12 protein-coding genes are annotated in these 12,194 nt (G+C 62.6%); 4 read left to right on the top strand and 8 right to left on the bottom strand.

Translation table 11 applies throughout. The features are described 5' to 3' along the window. Window positions 1-298: 298 nt before the first annotated feature. The 6 genes from PG898_RS13730 to PG898_RS13705 form a co-directional block, all read right to left on the bottom strand. Window positions 299-1,477 (bottom strand): tetratricopeptide repeat protein, encoded by a 1,179-nt coding sequence (locus PG898_RS13730; RefSeq protein ID WP_171272952.1) that lies wholly within the window; start codon window positions 1,475-1,477, stop codon window positions 299-301. Window positions 1,478-1,479: 2 nt separating this feature from the next. Then, window positions 1,480-2,142: an energy transducer TonB gene (locus PG898_RS13725; protein WP_161507787.1), complete on the bottom strand. Its 663-nt coding sequence runs from the start codon at window positions 2,140-2,142 to the stop codon at window positions 1,480-1,482. After that, window positions 2,139-2,540: an ExbD/TolR family protein gene (locus PG898_RS13720; RefSeq protein ID WP_005326222.1), complete on the bottom strand. Its 402-nt coding sequence runs from the start codon at window positions 2,538-2,540 to the stop codon at window positions 2,139-2,141. Before PG898_RS13720 ends, PG898_RS13725 begins: the two co-directional genes overlap by 4 nt. After that, entirely contained in the window at window positions 2,537-3,067 is a 531-nt protein-coding gene (locus PG898_RS13715) for a MotA/TolQ/ExbB proton channel family protein (protein ID WP_025328851.1), read from the bottom strand. Before PG898_RS13715 ends, PG898_RS13720 begins: the two co-directional genes overlap by 4 nt. Before the next feature lie 103 nt (window positions 3,068-3,170). Next, complete coding sequence (locus PG898_RS13710) at window positions 3,171-4,466, bottom strand: MotA/TolQ/ExbB proton channel family protein (protein WP_270824369.1); 1,296 nt, start codon at window positions 4,464-4,466, stop codon at window positions 3,171-3,173. Continuing rightward, the gene (locus PG898_RS13705) at window positions 4,463-5,224 is read right to left on the bottom strand and encodes a DUF3450 domain-containing protein (RefSeq protein WP_161507789.1); all 762 of its coding nucleotides are present in this window, start codon (window positions 5,222-5,224) and stop codon (window positions 4,463-4,465) included. The genes PG898_RS13710 and PG898_RS13705 overlap by 4 nt, the downstream gene beginning before the upstream one ends. 212 nt (window positions 5,225-5,436) lie before the next feature. On the opposite strand from PG898_RS13705, the gene PG898_RS13700 reads away from it, so the two are divergent. Further along, entirely contained in the window at window positions 5,437-6,213 is a 777-nt protein-coding gene (locus PG898_RS13700) for a LuxR family transcriptional regulator (protein ID WP_005326226.1), read from the top strand. Window positions 6,214-6,281: 68 nt separating this feature from the next. Here PG898_RS13700 and glmS read toward each other — a convergent pair whose 3' ends face one another. Beyond that, window positions 6,282-8,114 (bottom strand): glutamine--fructose-6-phosphate transaminase (isomerizing), encoded by a 1,833-nt coding sequence (gene glmS, locus PG898_RS13695; RefSeq protein ID WP_161507790.1) that lies wholly within the window; start codon window positions 8,112-8,114, stop codon window positions 6,282-6,284. Between the two features lie 56 nt (window positions 8,115-8,170). After that, window positions 8,171-8,944, bottom strand: coding sequence for a DeoR/GlpR family DNA-binding transcription regulator (locus PG898_RS13690; RefSeq protein ID WP_042650286.1), 774 nt, complete (start codon window positions 8,942-8,944; stop codon window positions 8,171-8,173). Between the two features lie 123 nt (window positions 8,945-9,067). Between PG898_RS13690 and blrA the strand changes: the two genes are divergently transcribed. The 3 genes from blrA (at window position 9,068) to blaOXA (ending at window position 12,097) form a co-directional block, all read left to right on the top strand. Further along, window positions 9,068-9,742, top strand: a complete 675-nt coding sequence (gene blrA / locus PG898_RS13685) for a beta-lactam response regulator transcription factor BlrA (protein WP_161507791.1) — start codon at window positions 9,068-9,070, stop codon at window positions 9,740-9,742. 34 nt (window positions 9,743-9,776) lie between these two features. After that, complete coding sequence (blrB, locus tag PG898_RS13680) at window positions 9,777-11,213, top strand: beta-lactam sensor histidine kinase BlrB (protein WP_226170889.1); 1,437 nt, start codon at window positions 9,777-9,779, stop codon at window positions 11,211-11,213. Between the two features lie 89 nt (window positions 11,214-11,302). Further along, the gene (gene blaOXA, locus PG898_RS13675) at window positions 11,303-12,097 is read left to right on the top strand and encodes an OXA-427 family carbapenem-hydrolyzing class D beta-lactamase (protein ID WP_270824370.1); all 795 of its coding nucleotides are present in this window, start codon (window positions 11,303-11,305) and stop codon (window positions 12,095-12,097) included. Window positions 12,098-12,194: the final 97 nt, after the last annotated feature.

Raw genomic sequence — 12,194 nt, 5'->3', positions numbered from 1 at the left:
TCGATGCTGTGAGTGCCCACACAGATTGCTTGATTCAAATTGTTAAAGAGCGTCACGCTTATCGCGTTGAGGAGGCGAATCTTACGCCCCCTCACTTCGAAAGTCAAGCGGTTGTTTTCGCTTTTCTTTCGGCGCCCACTTCACAAGGAAGCTGACTCATCAGTCCGGCGTGTTCCGCCGTGCTGGTAGGGGCGCATTATAGGGAGCCGCACCGGGATGACAAGGGCTTTTTGTAAAAATGCGTTCGTTTGCTGAAAAAGCAGGCTGAACCTCATGAAATGCGAGTTTTAGCCCTGTTTCATGCCGCTTTTTTGTTCACTCCATCAGTCTGGGCCTGGATGTAGTTGACCCAGCTGGTCGCACGCTGTTGCCAGTTGTCCTGCTGTTGCAGCTCGCGAGCCAGCTCCAGCGCCTGGGCATACTGCTCCTTATTAAGGTGCGCCTGCACCAGCAGCGCCTTGGCGCGATTGCCTTGCTCACCCTTCACCGACTTGATGGCCGCGAGCTGGGTCATGGCCGCATCCGCTCTGCCTTGTTGCAACAGCAGCTCGGCGGCGCGCATGGCCGCCTTGGGATGGGCATGCTCGCGGGCAAGCAACTGCCAGCTATCGACGGCCTTCGGCCACTCACGCGCACCTTCCCACAATTGAGCCAACAGTTGGCGATTGTCGGCGCTCTGTTTCATCTGTCCCTTGGCCATGGCCGCTTCCAGCAGACGGGCACCGCGATAAGGCAGTCCCTGCCAGGCATAAAGACGGATCAGCTGGTTGCGGGCGGCGGCATCATCCATCAACTTTCTGTCGATGGCGGTTTGCAGCAGCGCCAGCGCCTGATCGCCGCGCTTGGCAGAGAGGTTGAGCGACACCGCCTGTTGCCACCACTTGCTCTCTTTCGGTTCGTGGCGGATCAGCTCTTCCGCCTGCTCTGCCGCCACACCATAACGTTGCAGGGCGGTGAGGGCGGAGAGGCGAATGATCGCCGTCTGCTTGTGCCAGCCTTTCTTCAGCAACTGCTCGCTCTGGCTGACCGCCTCGCCGTATTGCTTGTTGTGGTAATAAAGGCCGGCCAGGCGCAGACGCAAGGCATCGTCGGACTTGAGTGCCAGTGCGGCCTTGTAACTGGCGATGGCGCCTGACCAGTTGGATTGCTGCGCCTGGATATCCCCACGCAGACGCAGCAACTGGAGCTGCTGCTGCTCGGGCCACTCTTTATAGGCCAGCGCCTGTTCCACGTAGCGACTCGCCTGTGCGGTCTGCTGCAGGTTGGCCGCCAGTGAAGCCTGCAACTGGGCCAGCCAGGCGCGCTCGGCATCGGAGCCAGGCTTGAGCCCGGTCGCCTTGTTCTGGGCCTGTTGCCACTGACCCGACTGATAGAGCTTCATCACAGGCTCCAGCTGACGGGAGAAATGAGGACTCACCTCCATGGCCAGACAGGCTTGGCTGACCAGGGCCAGCAGACAGATCCAGATCCGCAACATGGTTATGACTCCAATTTGAATTTGAGATTGATGGTTTGCACCAGCTTGTCGGTGGCACCCGGTCTTGGCTGGTAGCGCCACTTGCTGACGGCCTGAATCGCCGCCCGCTCGAACTGTCGCTTGGGCTTGGCGTCGATCACTTCCACATCCTGTACTCGCCCCTCGGCATCGACCGTGAAGCGCAGGGTCACCGAACCTTCTATGCCGGCCTGCTGGGCCCGATAGGGGTAGACGGGTTCGACCCGCTGCAGGGGGGTCAGCATGTCGCCGACCCCTATGCCCGCGCCCTGTGACTGACCATGGAAGCTGCCGCTCGCCACCGGGGTGGGGCTGGTTGCGACCCCGGGGGCAGATACCTGCACCGCGCTCAGGCTGGATACCAGATCCAGGCTGGGCTGCACCGAGGGCAGCGGGGCCGCCGCCGGCATGGGCATTGGCGTGGACGCCAGGGCGGCGGGAGGCTCCGGCAAGGGTTCCGGCTCCTGGGGTACCGGACGCTCGCGCACCTGCACCTCGTTCACCTCGGTCTGCATGTTGATGACGATGGATTTCTGCTCGGCGCTCGCCTTCTCCCCTCTGGGCGGCTCCACCAGCGTGGCCATGAACAGCAGGATCCCCAGGCTGAGAGCAATCCCCAGCCCCAGGCTCATCAGCTTGAACTTCATTTCGGCGCCACCGCCACGGCGATATTGGCGATGCCTGCCGCCTTGGCCTCATCCATCACCCGCACCACCTTGCCATGGGGCACCCGCTCATCGGCCTGGATCACCAGGCTGGCTTCGGGCTGCTCCGACAGCAGGCGGGCCAGACTGGCCTGCACCCGCTCCACATCCACCTGTTTGCGGTCGAGGAAGATCTGCCCCTGGGCGCCGATCGCCAGCATGATGCTGGAGGACTTCTGCGCCTTGGCCTGGCTCGCCTGGGGCCTGTGCACCTCTAGCCCGGCTTCCCGTACGAAGGAGGTGGTCACGATGAAGAAGATCAGCATGATGAACACGATATCCAGCATGGGGGTCATGTCGATCTGCACTTCATCACGCTGGCGTTTGGATTGCCGTCTCATTGCATTACCTTCTCTTCTCGCAGGCCGTCCCGGGTCTTGGCCAGCGCACGCTTGGCCTGGCTCTCGAGACGACTGAGTAACAACACGCCGGAGAGCGCCACCACCATGCCTGCCATGGTGGGGATGGTGGCGCGGGAGATCCCGCCCGCCATGCTCTCCGGGTTAAAGCGGTTGGCGGCGGCCAACGCATCGAATACGCCTATCATGCCGGTCACAGTGCCGAGCAGGCCCAGCATGGGGCAGAGCACCACCAGGGTGCGGATGAAGATGAGATGGCGGTTGAGCTCGAGTTCGGCCTCGGCCAGCCAGCGGCTGCGGATTGCCTTGGCGTGCCAGCTGTGACGCTCGCTGCGTCCCTGCCAACGGCCGAACAGCTGCCGCTGCAGCGGGCCGAAGCCCAGATTGAGGTAGAGCAACCGCTCGATCATCAGAATCCACATCAGCACCAGCAAGGCCAGGATGACCCAGAGCACCGGGCCGCCACGGCCCATGAAGCTCTGCAACTGTTGCCAGATGTCGACCATCATGCCACCCGCTCCATCTTTTCACTCTGCTTGCCATCGGCGCGCTCGGCCAGCACGGGGCCGCCACGTTCAATAAAACCCTGCAACTGTTGCCAGATGTCGACCATCATGCCACCCGCTCCATCCCGTCCCCGTTATTCTCGGCCCGCTCGGCCAGAATGCCGGCGACCTGCTGCTCCAGCACGTTGGAGAGCTCGGTGAAACGGGATTGCAGCAGGCTGTGGGCCAGGATCAGCGGAATGGCGGCCACCAGCCCCTGTACCGTAGTGATCAGCGCCATGGAGATGCCGCCCGCCATGATCTTGGGATCGCCGGTACCGAACTGGGTGATGGCCTGGAAGGTGCCTATCATGCCGGTCACGGTGCCGAGCAGCCCCAGCATGGGGGCAATGGCCGCGATCACCTTGACCATGCCGATGCCACGCTCCATCCGGGGCGTCTCCTGCAGTATGGCCTCGTCCAGCCTCAGTTCGAGGGTCTCCATGCTCAGCTCCGGGTGCTTGTCCGCCACCGTCAGCACCCGACCGAGGGCGTTGTCGGCGTGGTATTCGCCGCTCTTGAGCTGGCGACGCACCAGGGTCAGTTCGCGAGAGAGGGTCCAGAGCCGCACGGCGGCAATGCCGAGGCCGATGGCGGCCAGCAGCACTATGATGGCGCCTACCTGGCCCCCTTGCTGGACTTGCTGCCAGACGGTCGGTGCCTGGGCCTGCATCTCGAGCAGGACGCCGTGGGAGGGATCCAGCGGCAACGCCTCGCCTTCCTTGCCCTTATAGGCGGTCAGTTCGGACAGCAAGCCGCCGGGCAGTCCCAGTACAGGGATCAGCCCTTCGCCGCTCGGTTGCAGGAAGCCTTCGCTGCCAAACAGCGCGAAGCTGCCGACCCGGGTCAGCTCCTGCTCACTGGCCGTGCCCTGGGCATTGAGCACCTTGCCATCGAACTGGACAACCCGACCCGACTCGCGGATCTCCTGCAACAGGGTGGCGGGCAGCAGGGCAAGGGCGGCGCGATCCGGCACCTGCTTGTCCTGGGCCATGGCCTTCAAGGCTGTCAGGCGATCCGGATACTGGCCCTGCACCGAGGAGTCACCCAGCAGCTTGACCGCATCGCTGGCGCCCTGACGGGTCACCGCGAAGATCTCGTTCATGTCGCCGGAGGCCTGCTCCCAGCGGGTGTTGAGTTCGACCAGTTGCTTTTCATTGCTGGCAAACTGGCCAGCCAGCTCCTTGCTCAGGCGCTGGGCCTCAGCCAGCCTGGCGCGGGCACTGTGCAATTCGGTGGAGACTGATGCGAGATCCTGCTGTGCCTGTTGCTCGCGGGCCCGTTCCTGCTGTTGCCACTCTTCATTGGCAAGGGCCAGCTGGGAGCAGAGGGAGAGGGTGATCAGAAGGGGGAACCATTTCATGACTGAGCCTCCTGGCTACGCGCGACAGACAGGGGCAGATGCAACAGTTGCGGGACTTTCTTGTCGGCCGCCATGTCCAGCGCATCGGCAAGGGGGGTGAGCCACTCGCTATCCAGCGGCAACCAGGTCTTGCTCTCGGCGGACCAGCGCCAGCCCTGGGTGCGATCGGCTGTCATGGCCAGCAGGGAGACGCGACCAAGCGCCAGCACATCGACCCGGCGCTCGGCACCATCCAGCGCCAGCTGGGCGGGATAGGCATCCATCCGGCTGCCGTATTCGGCCTCGATCTGGTAGGCCTGCAGCAACTGGCGGAACTTCTCCGCCTCGCTCACGTCCGCCCGGGCCAGGGTCACCTTCAGCTGCTCGACCCGCGCCAGACGGTCCTCCTTGCGCAGGGGAATGTCATCCTGCACCAGCTGTTCCAGATCCGCCTGCATCTGCAACATCAGCGGGATCAGGCCCTGACGGGTCTCCTGCACCGCTTCCAGCTGTTGAGTCAGCTTGCCCAGCTCATTCTGCTGATCGGCCACCAGAGACTGCATGTAGCGGTTGTAGGCTTCCAGATCCCGCAGTTGCAACTGGGCATTTTGCAGCTCCAGCCGGGCGGCAACGGCGGCATCGGCCGCCTTTTCTACGCGCTGTTGGGAGGCTTTCCCATCCGCGATGCTGTTTTTCAGTGCGGGCGCGACCAGATCGTCTGCCGAGGCGACGAAATGAACGGCCAATGGCAACAAGGCCAGACCCCAGATCTTTTTCATGGTACACAATCTTAACAATGATAACTATTCTCATTGTCTCAAAGAGTCGTGCCACTGGCAATCAGATGATTTTCTTGGCCTGTGGCTGAAAAAACAGGATACTTTTTAGACAAGCACGGGAACAACTGGCGTTGGTAGTCACAACACCATTTTAAATAACTAAAAAATGTCTTTTCGATCAGGATGATAAGTGGTCGAAGAAGGAGACTTACATGTTTAACGATGCGATCTGGGAACACATAGATCGGTTCACCAAGGCCAAGAAGACCAGCGATATCCAGCAACAACTGGAGCGCTTCAGCCATCAGATGGGCTTTGATTACTTTCGGTTGCTGATCATTTTTCCCATCAGCATGCAGAAATCACACGTGGCCTTGTTCAACAACTGCCCGACCAGCTGGTTTGATGCCTACACGGAGCGACACTACCTGACCCAGGATCCTGTGGTCTTCCTGGGCCTGAAGCAGACCCAGCCCATCTTCTGGAACAAGCTCGACTGCGACTCTCCCTGGCTGCCCAGCGCCAGCCGGGAAGTGATGAACCTCGCCGCCGACTTTGGCGTGAGAAACGGTGTCTCCTTCCCGCTGCACACCCCTCAGGGGGAACACGGCATCCTCTCCTTCATCAGCAAGGAAAGGTCCAACTCTGACCTGATGTTTGAAAACGTTCCCATGCTGTCATTTTGTGCCAGCTACATCTTCAACGCGGCGCTGCAGCTGATAAAGAGCAGGCCGGACCTGATGAAACATCTGGCCGAGCTGTCGGATCGGGAGAAGGAGTGTCTGTTCTGGGCCAGCGAGGGCAAGACCTCCTGGGAGATAGCCACCATACTCGGCATCAGCGAGCGTACCGTGAACTTCCACCTCAATCAGGTCACCAACAAGACGGATTCGAAGAACCGCAACCAGGCGATCGCCAAGAGCATCTCCAGCGGCATCATAGTGCCCTCGCTGGACGACGTGACCATCACCAACCTGCGGCTATCGTAACGGCAACCCCGCCAAGCAACCAAAAAAAGAGCCGCAACAGCGGCTCTTTTTTCATGTCTGACAACGGCTTATTCCACGGTGACGGATTTCGCCAGGTTGCGCGGCTGATCCACGTCGGTGCCCTTGATGAGGGCGACGTGGTAGGAGAGCAGTTGCAACGGCACCGTATAGACGATGGGGGCAATCATCTCTTCCACGTGATTCAGGCTCATCACCCGCATGGTCTCGTCGCTCTTGAAGCCAGCGTCCGCATCGGCGAACACATAGAGGATACCGCCACGGGCGCGCACCTCTTCCACGTTGGACTTGAGCTTCTCCAGCAGATCGTTGTTCGGCGCCACGACGATGATGGGCATCTCGGCATCGATCAGTGCCAGCGGGCCGTGCTTGAGCTCACCTGCGGCATAGGCCTCGGCGTGGATGTAGGAGATCTCCTTGAGTTTGAGCGCCCCCTCCATGGCGATGGGGTACTGGCTGCCACGGCCGAGGAACAGGCTGTGGTGCTTGTCGGCAAACTCTTCGGCCAGGGCTTCAATATCCTTGGCCAGCGCCAGGCTCTCCTTGATGCGTAGCGGCAGGGCTTGCAGCGCCTTGACCAGCTCGGCCTCGGCGGCGGCGCTCAGGTTGCCGCGACAGTGACCGACGGAGGCCACCAGCATCAGCAGGCCGGCCAGCTGGGTGGTGAAGGCCTTGGTGGAGGCGACGCCAATCTCGGCACCGGCCCGGGTCATGAAGGCCAGGTCGGATTCGCGCACCAGGGAGGAGCCCGGCACGTTGCAGATGGCCAGGGAGCTCATGTAGCCGGACTCCTTGGCCAGGCGCAGGGCCGCCAGGGTGTCTGCGGTCTCGCCGCTCTGGGACAGGGTCACCAGCAGGCTGTTGGGGCGCACGACGGACTTGCGATAGCGGAACTCGGAGGCAATCTCCACGTCGCAGGAGACGCCGGCTATCTCTTCAAACCAGTAGCGGGCAACCATGCCGGAGTTGTAGGAGGTGCCGCAAGCCACGATCTGGACGTGCTCCACCTTGTCGAAAATAGCACGGGCGCCGTTGCCGAACGACTCGACCACCACGTGATCGTTGCCCAGACGGCCTTCCAATGTGTTGGTGATGGCCTTGGGCTGCTCGTAGATCTCTTTGAGCATGTAGTGGCGGTACTCGCCCTTGTCACCTGCGTCGTGGGAGAGCTCGGACTCCAGTTCCTCGCGTACCACGGCGTTGCCATTGGTATCGAAGACGTGCACGTCGCGACGGGTCACCTCGGCCACGTCTCCCTCTTCAAGGAAGATGAAGCGGCGGGTCACCGGCAGCAGGGCCATCTGGTCGGAGGCGATGAAGTTCTCGCCGATGCCGCGGCCAATCACCAGGGGGGAGCCGGAACGGGCTACCACCACGCGGCTGTCGTCACGGCTGTCCATCACCACTGTGCCATAGGCACCGCGCAACTGCTTCACCGTGACTTGCATGGCCGCCAGCAGGCTGGGGGCGGATTTCAGCTCGTGGTGAACCAGGTGGGCGATCACCTCGGTGTCGGTGTCGGAACTGAACTCGTAGCCCATGCCTTGCAGCTGGCTGCGCAGCTCTTCGTGGTTCTCTATGATGCCGTTGTGCACTACGACTATGTGCTCGGAGACGTGGGGGTGCGCATTGCGCTCGGAGGGCTCGCCGTGGGTCGCCCAGCGGGTGTGGGCAATGCCGGTGCCGCCATGGACGGACTGCTCTTCCAGCGCCTTGGCCAGCTCGGCCACCTTGCCGAGGCGGCGCACTCGCTGCAGCGGCCGATCGGCGCTGAACACCGCCACACCGGCGGAGTCATAGCCGCGGTATTCCAGACGGCGCAGGCCTTCTACCAGGATTTCAGCCACATCACGTTGGGCGACGGCCCCGACGATGCCACACATAGACTTCTCCTCAAGAGGTAAAAACGGAAATTCGTTTGGATAGTTGGATGTTTGGGTTAAACCGCCACGGGAGCACAAATCAGCGCGATCCCCCTGGCCTGGATCTGTGCTCTGGCCTCGCTGGCCAGCCCCTCGTCGGTCACCAGGGTATGGATGCTCGACCAGGGCAGTTCGAGATTGGGGATCTTGCGGCCAATCTTCTCCGACTCGACCATGACGATGACCTCGCGGGACACCTCGGCCATCACCCTGGAGAGGCCCACCAGCTCGTTGAAGGTGGTGGTACCCCGCTCCGGGTCTATGCCGTCGGCGCCGATGAACAGTTGGTCGAAGTCATAGGAGCGCAGCACCTGCTCCGCCACCTGCCCCTGGAAGGATTCGGAGTGGGGATCCCAGGTGCCGCCGGTCATCAACAAGGTAGGCTCGTTTTCCAGCTCGCGCAGGGCGCCGGCCACGTTGAGGGAGTTGGTCATCACGATGAGCCCGCGCTTGCTGCCCAGCATGGGGATCATGGCGCTGGTGGTGCTGCCGCTGTCGATGATGACGCGGTTGTGATCGCGGATGCGCTCGGCGGCGGCACGGGCGATGGCCAGCTTTCGTTTCGAAACTTGATCCGGATTGCTGTCCACCACCATCTCGCTCGGCAGGGGCACGGCACCACCGTAACGACGCAGCAACAGACCGCCAGTCTCCAGCACGGCCAGATCCTTGCGGATGGTCACTTCCGAGGTGGAGAAGTGCTTGGCCAGGGCATCGACACTGACTTCGCCCTGTTCCTGCACCAGGGTCACTATGGTGTGACGGCGCTGTTGAGTGTTGCGTTTGGTCATCTTAAAGTTTCGATTCGAAAGAGTGGCGAAATATTAATACCTTTTTGGGAAAAATCAAACGGCAAATAGGATCCGATTTGGTTCGATGCCAGAATGGTCAGGCCGATTTGTGACGAGGACGCCATGCAAAAACGAGTCATCTGGCTGGTGGAAGATGAGGCCAGCATCGCCGACACCCTGATCTATGCCCTGCAGACCGATGGTTTCGAGGTGGAGTGGTTTCCCCTCGGGCAGCCGTTGCTGGCGCGACTGGAACGGTCGCGCCCGGATTTTCTGATCCTGGATGTGGGGTTGCCGGACATCAGCGGCTTCGAGCTGTGCAAGCAGGTGCGGGCCCTGACCGACACTCCCCTGATGTTTCTCACCGCCCGCAGCGAGGAGATAGACAGGTTGATCGGGCTGGAGATAGGGGCCGACGACTACGTGGCCAAGCCGTTCTCGCCGCGGGAAGTGTGCGCCAGGGTGAGGGTGATACTGCGCCGCAGCCAGCCGAGCGCCCCCCAGCCCAGCGCTCTGCTGGCACTGGACGAGGAGCGGGCCCGCATCTGCTTCCACGGTCAGCCTCTCACCCTCACCCGCTACGAATACCTGCTGCTCAAGACTCTCATGCAGGCGCCGGGCCGGGTCTACTCCCGCCAGCAGCTGATGGATCTGGTGTGGAGCGGGGCCGAAGAGAGCCTGGATCGCACCGTCGACACCCACATCAAGACCCTGCGCGCCAAGCTGCGGGAGCGGGACTCCGAGGCCAATCTGATCCTGACCCACCGCGGGCTGGGCTACAGCCTGGAATTGGCATGAACTCAGGGTTGCCGGGCACCGGCCGGGGGATGAGATGAGAATCGGATTGCAACTGCTGTGCGGCCTGGTGCTCATCTTCGCCCTGGCCGCCTGGTTCGTGCTGGAGATCTTCGTCGAGGAGATCAAACCCGGGGTGCGCAGCGCCACCGAGGATACCCTGGTGGACATGGCCCAGTTGCTGGCCCCCCTGGCCCTGGACGATCTGCAGGAGGGGAAGATGGCGGATGGCCGGCTGGCCAGCGCCTTCTCCCGCCTCAACCAGAGCCCCATCAACGCCCTGATCGACGGACACCTCAAACAGCAGGCGGAGTACCGCATCTATGTGGTCGACGCTAAAGGCAAGGTGGTCTATGACTCGGACGGGGTGGATCTGGGCAAGGACTATTCGCGCTGGAACGACGTCTACCGCACCTTGCGCGGCGAATACGGCGCCCGTAGCACCCGCAGCGATCCGGACGATCCCGCCAGCTCGGTGATGCACGTTGCCGCCCCCCTGCGCGAGGGGGAGGAGATCCTGGGCTCTCTCACGGTTGCCAAGCCCAACCGCACCCTGCTGCCCATGATAGAGCGCAGCGAGCACCAGCTATTGCAGGGGGCCGCCCTGCTGCTGTTCATCTCATTGCTCATCGGCACCCTGCTGGTGTGGTGGCTCAACCGCGCCATCGGCAAGCTGGTGCACTACGCCGATGCGGTCAGCCAGGGCCAGCCCGCCAGCCTGCCAAGGCTCCACAGCCCCGAGCTGGACCGGCTCGGTCGATCCCTCGAGACCATGCGCCGCCAGCTGGATGGCAAGGCCTATATCGAAGCCTATGTGCACAGCCTGACCCACGAGCTCAAAAGCCCGCTGGCCGCCATCCGCGGGGCAGGGGAGATCCTCGCCGAGGCACCGCCACCCGAGGTGGCGCGGCGCTTTATTGGCAACATCAATCTGGAGACGGCCCGCATGCAGCAGCTGATCGAGCGTATGCTGCAGCTCGCGCGCCTCGAATCGGGGCCGGGGCTGGACAGACAGGCCACAGCCCCTGCCACGCTGGGCAGGCGGGCGCTCGATGCCCGCCAGATAGTCGCTGTCCGTCGTCAGGTGGCCCTGGGGGCAGAGCTAGCCGACGCCCCCAGGCAGAAGTGGGATCCCCTGCTGGTGGAGCAGGCGCTGGGCAACCTGCTGGACAACGCTCTCGACTTCTCACCCGCCGGGGGTCACATCCGGCTGAGCGGCGCCATGGAGGAGGGGGGGTACTGCTTCCGGGTACGGGATCAGGGGCCAGGTATTCCGGACTACGCGCTGCCACGCATCTTCGAGCGCTTCTACTCCCTGCCCAGGCCCGACAAGGGCAAGAGCAGCGGCCTGGGGCTCAGCTTTGCCGCCGAGGTGGCCCGCCAGCACGGCGGTCGGTTGACCCTGGGCAACCAGCCGGAAGGCGGCGTGCTGGCCGAGCTCTGGCTGCCTGCCGGCCAGAAGACTTCACACTGAACACACAGAGCCGGGCTAAGCTGCGCCTCCTCGGATAGGGTCCTGCCCGGACCCGTCTACCCGCGTTCTGATGAATCAAGGAGATGTTCATGTCCCGCATTCTGTTATCCAGCCTGCTTGCCGCCGGTCTCTTCTGCTCCCTGCCCGCCAGCGCCGCCACCGGCTGCCTGCTGTTCGCCGATGGCAGCGGCAAGCCCTTCAGTGCCCAGGGTGACTGCGCCAGCCAGCTGCCTCCCGCCTCCACCTTCAAGATCCCGCTGGCGCTGATGGGCTATGACAGCGGCTTCCTGGTGGATGAGCAACTGCCAGCTCTGCCATTCAAAGCCGGTGACCCTGACTTCCTGCCGGAATGGAAGCAGACCACCACCCCGAGCCGTTGGATGACCTATTCGGTGATCTGGTACTCCCAACGCCTCACCGAGTGGCTGGGGGCGGCGCGCTTCCAGCAATACGTGGACCGCTTCGACTACGGCAACCGGGATCTCTCGGGCAACCCTGGCAAACATGACGGCCTGACCCAGGCCTGGCTCAGTTCCAGCCTTGCCATCAGCCCCCAGGAGCAGGCACGCTTTCTCGGCAAGCTGGTGAGCGGCAAGCTGCCGGTCTCCGCCCAGACACTGCAGCACACGGCCAATATCCTGCGTCAGCCCGACATCGATGGCTGGCAGATCCATGGCAAGACCGGCATGGGCTACCCCAAACTGCTGGATGGCAGCCTCGACCGGGATCAGCAGATCGGCTGGTTCGTCGGCTGGGCCAGCAAGCAGGATCAGAAGCTCATCTTCGTCCACACCGTCATCCAGAAGCCTGGCAAGCAGTTTGCCTCCCTCAGGGCCAGGGAAGAGGTGTTTGCCGCACTGCCAGAACAGCTGGAGAAGCTGTGATGCCAAGACCGGCGCAAGGCGCCGGTTTTTTTATCCCCTTCACCCCCACTTCACAGGGCCCCATCCCCGCTTCACCCGACCAGGGCACACTCCCGTT

It is taken from the genome of Aeromonas sp. QDB31, assembly GCF_027707605.1.
Taxonomy (GTDB): domain Bacteria; phylum Pseudomonadota; class Gammaproteobacteria; order Enterobacterales; family Aeromonadaceae; genus Aeromonas; species Aeromonas media.
The sequence above is the reverse complement of the archived record's forward strand: the minus strand, read 5'-3'. Positions and strand labels throughout refer to the sequence as shown.